5 protein-coding genes are annotated in these 19,309 nt (G+C 32.9%); all 5 read left to right on the top strand.

Annotated features, from left to right (window positions below; translation table 11 throughout):
• Positions 1-123 precede the first annotated feature (123 nt).
• Positions 124-7,701: a non-ribosomal peptide synthetase gene (locus U6A24_RS05810; RefSeq protein ID WP_324178989.1), complete on the top strand. Its 7,578-nt coding sequence runs from the start codon at positions 124-126 to the stop codon at positions 7,699-7,701.
• A gap of 52 nt (positions 7,702-7,753) precedes the next feature.
• On the top strand, positions 7,754-12,151 hold the full coding sequence (locus U6A24_RS05805; protein ID WP_324178988.1) for an SDR family NAD(P)-dependent oxidoreductase: 4,398 nt from the start codon (positions 7,754-7,756) through the stop codon (positions 12,149-12,151).
• A gap of 205 nt (positions 12,152-12,356) precedes the next feature.
• Entirely contained in the window at positions 12,357-15,692 is a 3,336-nt protein-coding gene (locus tag U6A24_RS05800) for a non-ribosomal peptide synthetase (RefSeq protein WP_324178987.1), read from the top strand.
• 40 nt (positions 15,693-15,732) lie between these two features.
• Positions 15,733-17,475 carry a carbamoyltransferase N-terminal domain-containing protein gene (locus U6A24_RS05795; RefSeq protein WP_324178986.1) on the top strand — a complete coding sequence of 581 codons (1,743 nt, stop codon included), beginning with the start codon at positions 15,733-15,735 and terminating at the stop codon, positions 17,473-17,475.
• A 58-nt stretch (positions 17,476-17,533) separates the two neighbouring features.
• The gene (locus tag U6A24_RS05790; RefSeq protein WP_324178985.1) at positions 17,534-19,102 is read left to right on the top strand and encodes a condensation domain-containing protein; all 1,569 of its coding nucleotides are present in this window, start codon (positions 17,534-17,536) and stop codon (positions 19,100-19,102) included.
• Positions 19,103-19,309 lie beyond the last annotated feature (207 nt).

Below are 19,309 nucleotides of genomic sequence, written 5' to 3'. Positions count from 1 at the left end.
TTTTTTGGTTTTGATAGCCTTTAAACTTTAGAAAAGGAGCTCTTTGATTCCTTATCCAACTTCTTGGGAAAGATACCTATTCACATTTCACAACATTAACAGAAATCATATATCCGTGATATCATGCATACACTAATTGATAGACTGAAAGAATTAAACATCTCGATAGACGTAATAGATAACAACTTGGATATTACTGCCCCAAAGGGGGTAATAACCAAGGAACTATTAAATGAGATCAAAGAGCATAAAGAGAGTTTGATTAGATTGATTTTGGCTCAAAAAAGTGGAAAGAAGGTAGATTATGCACCAATAAATGTATTAGACCCAAAGGACGATTATGCCTTGTCTTCTGCCCAACATAGATTATGGTTATTGAGTCAAATGGATGAAGGTAACATTGCCTATAATATGTCTAGTACATATAGAATTAAGGGAGATTTATGTGTCAAGTCGTTGCAAAAATCTTTTGAATCGCTTATAGAACGACACGAAATCTTAAGAACAAACTTCATAACGGATAAAGAAGGAAACCCCAGGCAAGTTGTTTTACCTAATCGGGATCATAAATTTGTTCTGGACTATATAGATTTAAGTAAAGAAACCAAGGTCGAAAAGCTTGCTGAAAAAAGTGTTTTTAAAGAATCAAACTTTGAATTTGATATTACTTCAGATGCTTTATTAAGAGCCAAGCTACTCAAAATATCAGATAGCGAGTATATTTTTAATCTGGTTATGCATCATATTATTAGTGATGGGTGGTCTATTCAGATTTTAAACAATGAAGTTTTTACACTCTACAATGCTTATGTTTTTGGAAATAAAAATCCTTTAACACCTTTAAAGATTCAATACAAGGATTATGCAGCATGGCAGCAAAAACAGTTACAAAACTCAGAATTAGAAGAGCATAAAGAATACTGGCTTGAACTTTTTCATAATAAAACAACCACTTTAAGTTTGCCGATGTCCAAAATAGGTAATCCTATTAAGACTTATCAAGGCCGTCTTATCCGTAAATCTTATGATGCCAATCAAATACATTCTTTCAAAAAGTTTTGCGAAGAGCAAGGAGCAACCTTATATATGGGGCTCATGGCACTTACAAAATTGCTATTGTTTAAATATAGCAATCAAGAAGATATTATAGTAGGTTCTCCAGTTTCGGGAAGAGAGCATCCTGAGTTATCAAACCAAATAGGTTTTTATATTAACCTATTAGGATTACGCACAGCCATAGATCCAAAAGAAAGCTTTAAGAATTTACTTTTAAAAGTTAAAAACAATCTTTTGGAAGCTTATAATCACCAAAACTATCCATATGACAAATTGCTAGAAGATCTGGCTTTGCCGGGAAATTCCTTATTTGATATTGTATTAACGCTAGAAAACAGCCTTGATCAACAAAAAGAATCACAAAGTATTGCAGGACTCGAAATCAAGGAATGTGATCTAATTGAAAGAACATCTTCAAAATTTGGATTAGAGTTTGCCTTCAAGGAAACAGAAAAAGGTGTAGACCTTCTGTTAACCTATAATACAGCAACGTATACAGATATATTTGCCAAGCAGATCGTTTCGCATATAGAAGTTTTACTTGAGAGTATTATTTCATCACCAGAATCTTCATTAGATACAATTTCAGTTTTAACTGAAAAGGAAAAAGAAATCTTATTAAAGGATTTTGTAGATACCAAAGCTTCTTATACTAATGAAAAAACATTTATAGAACTTTTTAAAGAACAAGTCAAAAAGACACCTAATAAAGAAGCAATTGTTTATAATGGAGAATCGTTAACTTACAAAGAGTTAGATGTAATATCTAATGATTTGGCATATTACCTTTTAAAAGAAAACAAGGTAAAAAAAGAAAATTTGGTTGGGGTGAAATTAAGCCGCAGTAAATGGCTGGTAATTTCAATGCTTGGCATACTAAAATCAGGAGGAGCATATCTACCTATAGACCCAGATTATCCAAAAGATCGGATTGCATATATTGAAAAAGATAGTAATTGTAAAATTCTCATTGACGAACAATTTATCAATTCTTTTAAGAATCAAAAAATAAGTTCTAAGTCCCTTAATATTACTTCAAAACCAAATGATTTGGCCTATGTAATATATACTTCGGGCTCTACGGGAAAGCCCAAAGGGGTAATGATAGAACATAAAGGCTTGACCAATTTATGTCAATGGCACGTAAACTATTATAACGCAGATACAACTAGTAAAGCTACCTTATTTTCTGGGATTGCTTTTGATGCCTCTGTTTGGGAAATCTGCCCTTATTTAATTAGTGGAGGAACTCTTTATCCAATATCAGATAGTGAAGTTCGTGTTAATACAAATAAACTATCTGCTTTCTTAAAAAATAATAGTATTACCCATAGTTATTTACCAACTCAAATATGTCAAAACCTGGTTGAAGATGAGTTTCAAATGGAAAATCTTTCCATTCTTACAGGTGGAGATGTATTAAAACTAGGTAAGGAAACAGATCTAACCATTTACAACAATTATGGCCCTACAGAAAATACGGTAGTGACTACTTCTTATAAGGTTAATAATGATGAAAACAACATTCCAATAGGCAAACCAATTTCAAATACACAAGTTTATATTCTGGATGATTCATTACACCTTTTACCTCCAGGATATATTGGACGATTATTTATATCTGGTGATAGCGTTTCAAGGGGATATTTAAACAAACCAGACCTAACAAAAGAGAAGTTTGTTGAAAATCCATTCCTAAAAGGACAAAAAATGTATGATACGGGTGATCTTGCAAGTTGGTTATCTGATGGTGATATTGTATTTGCCGGACGAGCAGATGAACAGGTTAAGATCAGGGGCTTTAGAATAGAGTTGGGAGAAATAGAACAGGCTTTGATGCAACAATCGGATATAAAACAAGTGGTTGTAGCCGTAAAAAATGTTTTGGAACAAAAACAGCTTGTCGCTTATGTTATTACTGCAAAGAAGTTAGATAAACAACGAATCAAGGAAGAATTACAGAAAGAGCTTCCTGCCTACATGATCCCTTCTTGTTTTATTGGGATACAAAATATACCGCTTACTACCAATGGTAAAATTGATAAAGATAGACTTCCTGCACCTACAGAAAATGATTTTGTAGCCGATGCTAAGTTTGTTGAGCCCAAATCTCGCCTCGAAAAACAACTGGCAAATATCTGGAAAGAAGTTTTAGGGACCACTTCGGTAAGTATAAACTCCTCGCTCTTTGATTTGGGAGGTAGCAGTATGAGTGTTGCCAGAATTATTAATAAGATTAAATCGGAAACAGGATTTAATGTAACTTTTAAAGACATATTTGAGAATCCTTCTATACAGGGAATAATTCCATTTTTAACAGAAAATTCTCAAAGCACCCAAATTCCTATTGTTCCAGAACAGGAATATTACCCTTTAACTTCTGCTCAATTAAGGTTTTGGCTCTTGTGTCAAATGCCAGAAGTAAATAAAACGTATAACATACCTTTTACATTCAAATTAGAAGGAGGTTTACAGAAAGATTTGCTAGCACAAGCTTTTAATTTACTTATTCAAAGACACGAAGCCTTGAGAACCTGTTTTGTTCAGGATACAGATGGCGAAATCAAGCAAAAGGTTTTATCAAAAGATTCGATCGATTTTAACCTAGAATTAATAAAACTTAGTCCAAAGGATAATCTAGGAGATAAGATCTCTGAGTTTATTAATGTACCCTTCGATTTAACCCAAGCTCCTTTAATAAAGGCTTGTGTAATACATGCCGATACCAATTGTTTTTATCTACCAATGATAATTCATCATATTGTTTTTGATGGACAATCTCTTCAAGTTTTAATTAAAGAATTATCGACCATATATAATAACCTTTTATCATCAACAAAAATTGAATTGCCCAACCTAAAGGTGCAATTCAAAGATTATACCTATTGGGTAAATGACACTACTTCAGACAATAATGAAAAGCAACATGCTTTTTGGATGAATGAACTGTCGGGAGAGCTTCCTATTTTAAATTTACCAACGTTTCAAAATAGGCCACAGATCCAGACATATGCAGGTACTAGTTTGTCATATCAATTCAACGATGGATTGCTTGATAGGCTAAATACATTTTCCAAAAGTCAAAAAACAACAGATTTTACCGTGTTGTTGGCTGCTCTTAAAGGATTGCTTTTCAGGTATACAAATCAAACCGATATCATAGTTGGTACTCCAGTTCTTGGTAGAGAACATAAAGATTTAGAAGATCAAATAGGACTATATATCAATACAATACCTATTAGAACAAGATTTAATAAATCCGATGATTTTTATCAATTAGTAGATCATCAAAAAAATATATTGATAAAAGCATATGCCAATTCCAGCTATTCTTTTGGGGATATTTTGAATGGATTGAATCTGAATAGAGATACAAGTAGATCCCCAGTTTTTGATGTTCTAGTGATCTATCAAAAACAAAACGATGATGAATCTAGTTTCAATACATTATTTGATGGGTTAAGTTGTGAATCGTATGAAGAGGCCAAATCTTTGGTAAGTAAATACGATATTACATTTTCTTTTTTAGAGTTTGATGGTCAGTTAAGTATAAGTGCAGAATATAATACAGATTTATACGAACATTTATTTATAGAAAGGATTCTTATCAATTTCGAGAATTTTTTGGAGGAATGCATTGAAAATCCCACTTACGAAATTCAAGAAATCTCTTATTTAAATGAAGAACAAAAAAATGAGTTGTTAAGCTCATTTAACGATACTAATCAAAATGTTGATTTTCAAAAAACCGTAATTGACCTATTTGTCGACCAAGCCAGGGTTTCTTCTAAAAAAACGGCAATTGTTTGTGAAAACGAAGAGATTTCTTATCGAGAGTTAGATCAGAAATCTACCCAGTTGGCTGTTTCTTTAAAAGAAAAAGGAGTAAAAGCCAATACTACAGTTGGTGTATTTTTGGGGCGTTCGATAGATGTTGTGATTGCTATTTTTGGAATATTAAAATCTGGAGCTTCTTATCTTCCTTTAGATCCTTTCTATCCTGTTAATAGAATCGATTATATTTTAGAAAATAGTGAAACAAAATTTGTTGTTGCCAATACAGAAACTCAAGACATTTTACCAGATAATCTTGAAATTATAAATGTGGATGACGACATAATTTGGGATCAAAAAGATGACATTCAATTTGTAGGCATAGAACCTTCTTCGATGGCCTATGTAATTTATACTTCTGGCTCTACGGGTAAACCAAAAGGAGTAAAGGTTTCGCATAAAAACCTAAGCAATTTTATTGCCGGAATGAATCATAAATTTGATTCAAAATCAAAGTCAGACGTTTGGTTGGCAATGACAAGTATAAGTTTTGATATTTCTATTCTTGAACTTTTATGGACACTCACAAACGGTAATAAAATAGTTATGCATCTTGAGAGGCCTGTTCCTATAGAAGCTAAGCCAAAAATGAATTTCAGCTTATTCTATTTTCCAACGCATAATAATGCCACAGGACCTCAAAATAAGTATGAATTATTGTTGGAAGGAGCAAAGTTTGCCGATAAAAATCAATTTGAAGCTATATGGGTTCCCGAAAGACATTTTCACAATTTTGGGGATCAGTTTCCAAATCCCTCGGTTGCAGCAGCAGCGGTTTCAAGTATAACTAAGAATATAAGGTTAAGATCTGGTAGTGTGGTGTTGCCATTACATGATCCGATACGTGTAGCCGAAGAGTGGTCTATGGTAGATAATTTGTCTGAAGGAAGAGTAGAATTATCTATTGCTTCAGGATGGCATCCAAATGATTTTGTTTTGGCTCCCGATAGGTATGAAAATCGCCACCAGGTAATGCGAGAAGGGATCGAGACTTTAAAAAATGTTTGGGGAGGAAAATCGGTAACCAGAAAAAATGGTGTTGGAAAAGATTTTGAGTTTTATGTACATCCCAAACCAATACAGGAAGAATTACCAATCTGGATTACAGCCGCTGGAAGCATAGAAACTTTTAAATATGCAGGTACGATAGGCGCCAATATTTTAACTCATCTATTAGGACAAAGTATCGAAGATCTTGAAGAAAAGATAAAAGTATATCGTCAAACACTTCAGGAAAATGGATATAATCCAGAGAATCATAAAGTGGCATTAATGTTACATACATTTGTAAGTGATAATCTTGATTTTGTTAAGCAAACCGTAGAAAAACCATTTAAAGACTATCTCAAAAATTCAATCAATCTTTTAAAACCTATTGCAGAAGAACTAGATCTTGATTTGGATAATGATTTAGAACCACTATTGGATATTGGGTATCAACGATTTTATAAAACCAGTAGCTTATTTGGAACTCCAGAAACATGTCAAAAAATGATTAGTAGAGTTCATGAAATTGGTGTTGATGAGGTCGCCTGTTTAATAGATTTTGGTGTTGACCACGAGTTGGTAATAAATAATTTGGGTCATCTTTTTGATCTCAAAGACTCCGTAAAAAGGTCCAAAATGCAATATGATTTTATTGTTAAAACATTAAACAAATTAACCGAAAACCAAAGTACGGCTCAATTGATTGATAATCATAAGGTTACACATGTTCAATCTACACCATCCCTTTATGAAGAATTATTGTTAAATGATGAAGGAAAAAAAGCTTTAAAAAGAATCAAAACACTTTTGGTTGGGGGAGAAGCATTAAAAGAATCTTTGGCTCAAAAGTTAGTTACTCAGGTGGGAACTAGTATTCATAATATGTATGGCCCAACAGAAACGACGATTTGGTCTTCGGTAAAAACTGTCGGAACTGAAGAGAATGTTACTATCGGAACCCCAATTGTAAATACTAAAATTTACATTTTGGATACAAATAATCAATTATGTCCGGTGCGAGTATCCGGTGAACTTTGCATCGGAGGAGATGGTGTAACTCTTGGTTATCTAAATAAGGAAACATTAACAAACGAAAGATTTATAGATAATCCTTTTGAAGAAGGTCAAAAAATTTACAGAACAGGAGATTTGGCTTGTTGGTTGCCTAATGGAGAACTACAATACTTAGGCAGATTAGATAGCCAGGTAAAGATAAAAGGATATCGAATAGAGCTAAAAGAAATAGAAAATGTAATTCTTGATCATGAAAGTGTAGTACAATGTGCAGTGTCGACGATTCAAGAAAACAATCAAACCTTTTTGATAGCTTATATAAAAATATCAAATAAGGTTGACAATGATTTATTAAAAGAGTTTTTAAGATTACGCTTACCCCATTACATGATTCCCCAACATGTTCTTGTTCTTGAAGAATTTCCCCAAACACCAAATGGGAAGATAGATTATAAAGCGTTACCAAAACCAAATGAAACTACGGTTTTAAGCAAAAACTATGTAGCCCCTAGAAATGAAACTGAGGAAAAGCTATGCACGTTATGGGCAGATTTTCTAAATATAGAACAGATTAGTATTGATGATAACTTTTTCGAAATTGGAGGGAATTCAATGAAAGCATTTCAATTATTAACGCTTATTAATACCACTTTAAACACAGATCTAAAAATCATTTCATTTTTTCAATATCCAACAATAAGAGCACTAGTAGAAAAGCTTAATAATACTAAAACTGCTCAAAAAGTTCAAATAGAAGAAAATGAGATGGAAGATGTCGAAGATTTGATTGATTTTATGAATGAAATGTAAAATTTCAAATATGACAAGCTTTTTTTCTAAGCTCTTAAACCTATTTTTTTAAATGAAACGAGATATAGCAATAATTGGGATGTCAGGGAAATTCCCAAAATCAAATAATATAGAAGAATTTTGGAGAAACCTTGTGGAGGAAAAAGAGTTGATTCATTTCTTTTCAGATGAGGAATTGATCGATAGAGGAGTTGATAAAAAAGAAATAGACCAGGAAAACTATATAAAAGCAGCTTCTTTCATTGAAAACACTAATGCTTTTGATTATCCTTTCTTTAATTATACATTGGATGAAGCCAGAATAATGAATCCTCAAACCAGGATGATGCATCAGTTGGTTTGGGAAGCGTTAGAAAAGTCTGGATGTGATACCGAAACCTACACCAAAAAAATAGGAATCTTTTTGGGCGCCAATAAAGATTTAAACTGGAGTTTGCATGCCATGTTGACCAATGATCTTAATGTAGATCAATTAACAAAAGGAAAGTTATCCAATCCAAATTTTATGGCCTCATTAATTGCCTATAAATTAAATTTTAAAGGTCCTTGTTATTTTATAGATACAGCCTGTTCTACCTCATTAAGCACAGCTCATTTGGCTTGTAGAAGTTTACTGCTTAATGAATGTGGTATTGCCGTAGCTGGAGGTATTCGATTGCTTTCAAATGAAGACAATGGCTATAAATATGTAGAAGGATCTATTATGTCCAACGATGGTCATAATCGTAGCTTTGATAGCAAATCTTCAGGAACTCTGGGGACCGATGGAGCAGGAGTAGTTATCTTAAAAAGATTAGAAGATGCCATAAAAGATAATGATAACATTTATGCGGTCATCAAAGGTACAGCGATGAATAACGATGGCAATGCAAAAGCAGGTTATACAATGCCGAGTGTCGATGGACAATCAGAATGTATAAAGTTGGCGCAAAAAATAGCTGGGGTTTCACCAGAAGAGGTCTCGTATATCGAAGCTCACGGAACAGGTACAAAAATTGGAGATCCAATAGAGGTAGAATCTCTTAATCTCGCATTTAATAATAACACCAATCATAAATGCGCAATCGGGACTATAAAATCTAATATGGGACATGCCGATGAAGCAGCAGGTGTCATGGGGCTTATAAAAACTGCATTGTCAATAAAAAATAAAACAATACCGGCCAGTTTACATTATCAAGAGGCTAACCCAACTATTAATTTTGAAAGTGGTCCTTTTTATGTAAATCATCAAACAAAAGAATGGATAGCAGACCAAGGAAAATTACGCACTGCAGGGGTGAGCTCTCTAGGGATTGGAGGAACAAATATTCATGTAGTTCTACAGGAATTTCCTGCTCTTGAAGAGAATAAAAAAGATTCACCCTATAAATTGATAAGATATTCGGCAAAATCAGATACTGCATTAGAAAATTATGAAAGTAGGTTATTAAGTTTTCTTGAGAATCAAACCGTAGATGTAGATAATCTAGCCTATACATTACAAGTTGGAAGGAAACAATTTGATTTGGCAAAATATCTGGTGGTAAAAGATAAAGATGAACTAATCAATGTTTTAAAAAACAAGAAGGTTAAGGAAAATGTAGTGAAAACAAAAACCGATATTGTTTTTATGTTTTCTGGTCAAGGGAGTCAATATTTAAATATGGGAAGAGATTTATACGACTTCTTTCCAAAATTTAAAGAATCTCTTGATTTAGGATTAAACGCTCTCCAAGAACTTAATGGAACTGATTATAGAAAAATACTGTTTGAAGGAAATGACGCAAACGCAGACTTAATCAATCAAACGCTTTATACACAACCTATACTTTTTGTTTTTGAATATGCCTTGGCGCAGTTATTAATTGATTTCGGAATAGCTCCCAGTTGTATGATTGGGCATAGTCTTGGAGAATATGTTGCCGCGACTATTAGTGGGGTGTTTACCTTTCAAGATGCATTAAAAATTGTGAGTAAAAGAGCCCAGTTAATGTCTGAAGTACCCGAAGGGGATATGCTAAGTATTGGCTTACCCCATGATAATATTGAAGAAGAAATATTAAAAAAGGTATCTATAGCGGCTATAAATTCGCCAGATTCTTTTGTTGTTTCAGGAACGAAAGAAAATATTGCCGAAGTAAAAGAGAAATTAGAGACTAAAGGGATTCAGTTTACTGTTTTAAAAACATCTCATGCTTTTCATTCTAAAATGATGGAAACGATTTTGGATGATTTTGAAGAAGAGTTACGATCTATAACACTTCATGAACCTAAGATCCCTTTTGTTTCTAATATTACAGGTAATTTAATCACCAAAGATGAAGCTACATCAACAAACTATTGGAGTAGTCATATTGTAGAAGCAGTATGCTTTGAAAAGGGAATTAAAACACTTATCAAACAGGATAACACACTTTTTGTAGAAGTTGGACCAGGAAGAACCTTGACTACATTCTATAACAAATGTCAAAATCGTGATTTAACAAATGATGTGATAACAACGATACGACATCCAAAAGAGAGGGTCAATGACAATGAACATTTCTTAGGCTTTTTAGGCAAACTATGGATAAATGGACTCGATATTCGTTGGGATAAATATTATCAAGGAGACAAACCCAACAAAATTTCAGTACCTACTTATGCTTTTGATGAGTACGATATTCCTTCAAAAGTAAAGATTGATGAAAGTCTTTTAAAATTGAGTGGGGCGGGTCAGATCAAAAAAGATGTTTCAGAATCTTTGTATATGCCCTCCTGGAAACCTATGCCTAATAGTATTTTTGAAAAGACTGAATTTTCGAATGCAAATAATTATATAGTCTTCGCAGATACTTCAGAATTCTCTGTGAAACTTGTTAATAAGCTAGAAGAAAACGGTAAAAATGTGCTGAAGGTTCTGAAAGGAGAACACTTTGAAGTTCTTGAATCCGGAGATGTTATAATTAATTCGGAAGAAATAACTACATACAAATTACTCAAAGATCACATAGGTACGATTGACTTTAACTTCGATTTCATTATTTACACTTGGGAACTAACCAAACAAACCAAAACCGATAATTTAAAAGGTTATTTACACTATAATTACATATTTAATCATGTATTAAATATTATTAATGGGCTGAAGTTGGAGGATACAAAAACCTTAAAGAAAATAGTAGTTCTAAGTTATAAAAATCATAGTGTTACAGGTGAGGAAAAGTTGGAATATATCAATCAACATACAGGTACCTTATTAAACGTATTAACTCAAGAAAATCAAAATGTATGCGCTTCTTTTTTGGATATAGATATTGACAGTTACAACATCAATGAAATTATCAAAGAGTTTGAAAATGATACAAAATATTACACCGTTGCTTTTAGAAATGGGAAAAGGTGGGTTTCGTTTTATGAATCACTTCCATCTATAAAAGATGAACAAGTAAAAGTCGCTTCAATAAAAAAGCAGGGTAATTATTTAATTACAGGTACTCTTGATGATATTGAGTTTACTTTGGCAAATCATTTACTTAATGATTATGAAACTAATGTAATTATCTTTTCCAATAAAGGTCCTTTTAAGTGGACCGAGAAAGAGAAACAACGGTATGAACAGTTAAAACAACAACCTGGGAACGCAGTCTGTCTTCATGTAGATATTACCGATTATGCTACTTTTTTAAAGGAAATAAAAAAGATTGAAAACAAGTATGGAGCGATAGACGGTATCATTCATACAGCAAGATGTACTGAAATAAAAGATATAGAATTAATATCCAGTATTACTGAAGCTAGTATACAAAAGCATTTTTCATTAAGGGTAGATGGATTGCTAACTATCAAACGATTTGTACAAGAAAGAAATGTTGACTTTGTTAAAGTAATATCGAGTTTATCTTCATTTTTAGGAGGAGTTTCTTATGGCGCTTATGCCACGGCGTCATCCCAAATGGATAGTCTTACATTACAAGAAAATGCTAAATGGTCGGTTTTAAATTTGGATCGTGTACATGATGATAATCAATGGATTTGTCCAGAAGAACTTATCAAGGTGTTTCAATATTCTTTCTTATACGACAATTTACAACAAGTTATAGTTTCCAAAAGAGATCTTAATAATCCTGTAAGGAATTCAGAAAATATAGAGAAACCTAAGAACAATGTTAAAGTAAACCGAAAAGTATTAAAAACATCCTTTACAGCACCTCAAAATGAAACTGAAACGGAAGTAGTTTTATTATTTGAAAACCTCTTTGGAATCACAGAACTAGGAGTAGAAGATGACTTTTTTGAATTAGGAGGAGATTCTCTAAAAGCGGTAATGCTCATAAACAAATTGAAAAATAAACTGGGCGTGGTCTTAACAATGTCCGATATATTTTCTAATAAGACCATTGGCGATATCTCGAAGTTAATCGATCAAACAAAATGGATGCAAGACGATATAAACGAAAATGAAGAAGTAGATACCATTGTCATTTAAACCTCAAGAATTTTTGAGTTAATAAAAAAACCTGAAGTAGTATAGTTGTATCAAAAAAGTTGGTGAAATTGAAATTCTTTTTCATCCAAACTCCTTTTGTGTACAATCAATTTAAAAAATAGAAAGACTCATTTTTGCACTTTCTGACCCCTCGAGAATTAAAGCACAAATAACGAATAGTTAAGTCACAAAAAAACAATCAAACATGAACACTACATCAAAGATAAATGTAAAAGATCTTTTTGTAAAGCTTCAAGAACAGCAAATTAAATTGTTCTTGCAGGGAGATGATATTAAAATAGCTTCTTATAAAAATAAGATTTCTCCTGATCAAATAGCGATGATAAAATCTAACAAAGATGAGATCATTAAATATTTAAAGAGTAGGAATAATAATAGTGTAATGTCACCAATACCAGTTATAGATGTAGAAACAAGCTATCCTTTATCCAATGCCCAGCAAAGAGTATGGATATTGAGTCAGTTCGAAGAAGGGTCTGCAGCCTATAATTTGCCAACTGAAATTGAATTAATAGGGCACTATGATATTGATTGTTTTCAACGTGCCATAAAATCGGTTATAGGAAGACACGAAATACTACGAACAATTTTCAAAGAAGATAATAATGGAGAACCTTGCCAGGTTATTTTAAGTCCTGAAGAAGTATCTTTTACTATTGATTTTCGTGATTTTAGAAATAATGAGAACCCCGAGGAAATAGCGAACGCTTACACCTTGGCAGATGCCTATAAGCCATTCAACTTATCGGAAGGGCCATTACTAAGAGCAAGTCTACTTCAAGTTTCAGACGACAAATATGTCTTCTATTACAATATGCACCATATCATAAGTGACGGATGGTCGATGGAGATTCTAGCTCGAGATGTAATCACGTATTATGAAGCGTATATCTCAAATTCAGTTCCCGAGATTTCCCCTCTTCGAATTCAATATAAAGACTATGCAGCCTGGCAATTAAACTTGCTAAATGACGCAAGCCATCAAGAACATAAAGAATATTGGTTGTCATTATTAAATGGTGAAATTCCAACCATAGATTTACCTACAAATAAAAAGCGGCCAAAAGAAAAAACATATGCTGGAAAAAGTATAGGTACCCATATTTCAAGAGAAATAATATCGAAACTACAAGACTTGGCCAAAAAAAGAGGAGGAAGTTTATTTATGGGGCTGTTGGCAACAACCAAAGCACTACTTTATCATTACACCGGCGAGAAGGATATCGTTTTAGGAAATCCAATTGCAGGAAGAGAACATGCAGATCTTGAAAATCAAATAGGAGTCTATATAAACTCTTTGGCTTTACGCAATCAAATTGACCCGAGTAATAATTTTGAAGAACTGTATGACCAAATAAGAACAAATACTCTTAAGGCTTTAGAGCATCAAATGTATCCGTTTGATAAACTTCTAGAAGATCTTAATGGTCGAAGAGAAGCCAATAGAAATCCTCTTTTTGACATATTGATTAATTACTTGGGGGTTTCAGAAGTCTCAAAAGATGGTATAGTAGGAGAAGACATACAGGATCTTGGTGAGAAAATGATCTTATTTGACCTGGAAATCGAGATTACAGAGGTAAAAGGAGGAGTGGATTTTATCATAAAATACAATACAGATATTTATGATCGAGAAGTAGTTGAAAGTTTCATATTACATTACAAAAGACTATTAAAAGAATTTTTAAACAACCCAAAAGCGAGTATTAGTAAAGTAGAATATTTGTTAAAGGATGAACGGGAAAAACTACTAGAAAGATTTAATGATACCAAAAAGGAGTATGATACAAATGAGACTATATTGGACATGTTCATAGAACAGGTAAGTAAAGTCCCAGACCATATTGCACTAGAGTTTGAAAATTTAGAAATGAGCTATGCCGAACTTAATCAACAATCTAATGCTCTTGCAGATTATCTTATCAAGGAGAAAAACATTCAAAAAAATGACTTTGTTTCAGTAAAACTTCCAAGAAGTGAAAAACTGATAGTTTCTTTACTTGCATTACTTAAAGTCGGGGCCACATATATTCCGGTAGATATAAATTATCCTGAAGAAAGAATAAAATTTATTGAAAATGACAGCAATTGCAAATTGATTCTTGATTTGGATGAATTCAATTGTTTTGAAGAAAAGCAAAAAAATTATTCAAAAGAGAATATAAATATAGATAGGGATTCAAAAGATCTAGCTTACATCATTTATACCTCTGGAACAACAGGTAACCCCAAAGGAGTAATGATTAATCATCAAAATGTATCCTCTTTTATCAATTGGGCAAAAGATGAATTTAGAAATACAGATTTTGATGTCGTTTATGCGGTAACATCTCACTGTTTTGATTTATCGGTTTTTGAGATTTTTTTCACACTATCTGCCGGAAAGAAAATTAAATTATTAGAAAATGCTTCATTTATAGGAGAACATTTAGAAAGTGACTCCAAGATTTTATTAAATACGGTGCCTTCTAGTCTAAGAAACGTATTAGAAAATGATAATGATCTAAAAAATGTAACAGCTATTAATCTTGCTGGAGAACCTTTTCCATTAGATATTGCTGAAGAGCTTTCTAAGTACGATATAGAAGTTAGAAACCTTTACGGTCCTTCAGAAGATACCACCTACAGCACATGTTTTAAGCTATCAAAAGATGAAGAGTTTGGTGTTTCCGTCCCTATTGGTAAGCCAATTGCAAATACACAAGTATATATATTAAACGAAGATTTGTCGCTAATGCCTATTGGTGCAGTTGGGCAATTATGTATAAGCGGGGATGGTCTCTCCAATGGGTATTTGAATAGAGAAAAACTTACAAAAGAAAGATTTGTAGATCATCCATTTATCAAAGATGAAAAACTCTATCTCACAGGAGATTTAGCTCGTTGGATGCCAGATGGTACTGTGGAATTCTTGGGAAGAAACGACCATCAAGTAAAGATTAATGGCTATCGAATAGAATTAGAAGAAATAGAGTCTAAACTTAATACAATAGAAAGGGTTAAACAATCAGTAGTTACGGCTTTCGATAGTAATGGTGGTTCAAAACAGCTAATTGCATACGTTGTTTCAGATCAGGAAATAAATGATCAAGAAATTCAGAATCTCCTAAAAAATACTTTGCCAGAATACATGATCCCAAGAATTTATGTGAAACTGGACGAAATACCTCTTACTCAAAATGGAAAAATAGACAGAAGTGCTCTTCCGGTACCTGCAATAAAACAAGAGTATGTATCTCCATCCAACGAAATCCAAGAAAAACTAGTAGAAATCTGGAAAGAGATTTTACAAATTGACAATGTTGGTATTAAAGACGATTTTTTCCAGGCCGGGGGAAATAGTCTCAGAGGGATACGAGTATTAAATACAATTAATAAAGAATTTGGGCTCAAATATGACCTAAGAGGTATATATGTAGAAAACACAATCGAGTTAATTGCAGAAAGAATTCAGATTGATTTAAGGTTTAAAGAAGCCGAAGAAATTGATGAGAGTGAATTCAGTGAAATTAAAATATAACTAACAAAACCTTCAAAATTAATTATTAAAAATACAAGATATGATCATTTGTGGCTTAAAACTTACTCACGACGGTGCAATAGCATTAATTGACAATGATAAATTGATTTTCAGTTATGAAATGGAAAAACTGAATAACAATCCAAGATTTTCAAGTCTGCTAGACCTTGACTTAAGGTTTTTAGCGTCAGTACTGAATGAACATGGGTATAAAATTGAAAATGTAGATAAGTTCGTAATTGATGGCTGGGGAGAATATAATGAGGAAACCGCTGGAAAAGAAAATGATGCGGCCTCTTTTTTTACCAAAATTAAAGACATGTTGGGTCGGGAATTCGAAATTGAATTTGGTAAATATGGGATGCTTGTAAAAGATGAGGACGTATTAGAACAACAATCATTTTCCTATTTGTCAAATGATTTTGATTATAATAGTTATTTACATATTTCGGGTCACTTAATGGGGGCATATTGTACAAGTCCATTTGCAAAAAATAAAGAAGACTCTTTTGTGTTGGTTTGGGATGGAGGAATGTTTCCACAATGTTTTTACTTCAATGCCACCACTAGGAAAATAGATAATTTAGGACCGATTTTTCACATAAAGGGCGATAGTTATGCATCTTTTGCGTCCAATTATAATCCCTTTACAAATTTTGAAGGTGAAGGACTTTCTATTGCCGGTAAAGTAATGGCTTATATAGCTTTGGGAAAGTGTATTCCAGAAGTCTTAAGTTTTTTTAAAGACACGTTCAATAAAAACGAAGGAGAAATTCTAACAGATAAAATTACAGATTTAAAAACTTTAATTAACAGATCAACAAACCTTCTAAAAGAGTTTGTAATCTATGGAGAAATTAATGATGTAAAACCTGTTGATCTCATGGCTACGTATCACGTCTTTCTACAGGAAATATTATTGGTGAAATTAAAAGGTTTGGTAGATCGCTATCCAATGCAAAAGAAAAACCTATGTATGGTAGGTGGTTGTGCCCTAAATATAAAATGGAATAGTGCTATAAGAAATTCTGGTATGTTTGAAGATGTCTGGGTTCCTCCTTTTCCAAACGATTCGGGTAGTGCCGTTGGAGCAGCATGCTGTGAAATGTTGAAACATACCGAGGAACTGGCATTAGACTGGAATGTTTATAGCGGTCCATTTTTGAACGAGTTTCAGGATAATGACTTATGGACTAGTGTAGATTGTGCTATTCCAGAATTGGCTAGAATAATACATGAATTTAATGAGCCAATTATTTTCTTAAATGGTAGGGCAGAACTGGGTCCAAGAGCATTGGGGAACAGAAGCATTTTGTCAGCCCCGGTTTCAACTACAATGAAAGGAGTATTAAATAAGATTAAAGGAAGAGAAGATTACAGGCCAGTTGCTCCAATATGTATCGTAGAAGATGCGCCACAAATTTTCAGCCCGGGAACTCCAGACCCATATATGCTATATGATCATAAGGTTAGAGATCAATGGATAGATAAGATTCCAGCAATTACCCATTTAGATGGAACTGCACGACTTCAAACGGTAAGCGAACAAGATAATCCAGAAGTATATGGCTTACTTCAAGAATATAAGAAATTAAGTGGAGTACCTCTTTTATGTAATACAAGTGCAAATCATAGCGGTAAAGGATTTTTCCCAGATGTACAAAGTGTAATGGATTGGGGAAAAGTAAATGCTATTTGGAGTGAAGGTAAAATTTATGTTAAAAAAGGAGAGAAAATTCACCTTGAATCAGAACTCTTTAAAATGTTAGAAAAACCTTATTAGGATGTTAGTAAGACCTAACAAGGATTTCTAATCAATTAAATGAAACACAAATCATCTGATGAAAACATTTTTGCAAAAATTAGTGAAAGAAAACATTTACCTTAGTTTAAAAGAAGGTGAATTATCTGTAAAAGTACCCAAAACGGGAGTTGATCCAGAAATAATAGGTGAGATTAAGGCTAAAAAAACAGAATTAATTGAGTATCTGTCAAAACTGGCAGACCCTGACCAAATTCCTACTTTATCTCAACAAGAAAACTATTCGTTATCATATGTTCAAAAACGTATTTGGGATTTAAGCCGATTAGATAAAGGCTCGATAGCTTACAACGTTCCAGGAACCATAGAATTTGGAGCTGCTTTAGACAAAGATAGGTTTATGCAGGCTTTGAATGCGGGAATCGATAGACATGAATCCTTAAGGACCGTTTTTAGATTAAACGAATCAGGTAAGGTTAGACAATATATATTGTCGAGAGAAGACCTGAATTTCGAAATCGATTATTTTGATTTCAGCAATGTAGAAGATAAAGAAGAAAAAGCTGGCGAGTTCATAAATAAAGATGCTTACTTGCCGTTTGATTTGGAAAATGGACCGTTATTTCGGGCAGCATTATTTAAAATTGAAGAAGAAAAATACATTTTCTATTATAATATGCATAGTATTGCAGCAGATGGAGAGTCTATAGAGATTTTTACCAGAGAAGCAATGGTTTTTTCTGAAGCACTTAAAGATGGAAGTTCTCCATCGTTACCTGAGTTAAAAATTCAATACAAAGACTTTGCAAATTGGCAATCAAAATGTCTTGAAAATAATAGATTAAAAGAGCATAAGAATTATTGGTCTACTCACTTATCTGGAAACTTGCCCATACTTGATCTACCTAATCAAAAAGAAAGACCAGCAACAAAAACATTTTCTGGGAAACTTTTAGGAACAAACTTCTCAATTGAAACAAGTAATAAGATCAAAAGTTTTGTGAACGATAAGGGAGGAAATCTTTTTATGGGTCTTATGACCTTATGGAAGGTCTTTCTTTATTTCCAAACATCCCAAAAGGATTTAGTTATCGGGACACAGGCTTTGGGTAGAGATCATCCAGATTTAGAAGGACAAATAGGACCTTACATAAATATGATTGCCATTCGCAGTAGGATTAACCCCAATGAGAGCTTTATTCAGTTCTACGAAAAAGTTAAAGAAGTTGTTTCAAAATCGTACTCGTTTCAAATGTATCCATATGAAAAGATAATCCAGGATATTGATTTTTCCTTAGATCCTAGCAGAAACCCCATTTTCGATACGGCAATGGTCCTTCAACGGGAAGAGCAGGTACTTGAAGATTTTCAAATAGCTGGAATTAAGAAAGGATCGATTTTGGAACTTGGTATCGGAAAAAAATATGTAGATACAGTTGTAGCAAAATATGATGTAGAAATAGATTTTCGTGAACTAGGTGGTTGTCTATGGTATAATATAAACTATAATACCGATTTGTACGATAGAGAGACAATAATAGATTTGATGGTTTCTTTTAGAACATTATCAAATTTTTTGGTTGATCACTTATCTAAACCTATCTCCTCTATTTCTACTGTAGATTTATTCACCTCGGAGGAAGTATAATTTTAAAACCTGATTATACATAAACATATTGCAAGGATACTTTTTTGGATTTTTCTTGCAATTCGGTACTGCTCATCTATAATAGCCTCTTGGTTAGATGAGCATCTATTCTTTTTAATGTTTACTGCCTAAATATCCACCATTTGCTTTTCAAATTTGACAAAACAGTTGTTAAGGTAAATAATTAGAGAAGAGAAATAACAAAAA

The sequence above is a fragment of the Aquimarina gracilis genome (assembly GCF_035285365.1).
Classification (GTDB): Bacteria; Bacteroidota; Bacteroidia; order Flavobacteriales; family Flavobacteriaceae; genus Aquimarina; species Aquimarina gracilis.
This window is presented reverse-complemented; position numbering and strand designations above follow the sequence as displayed.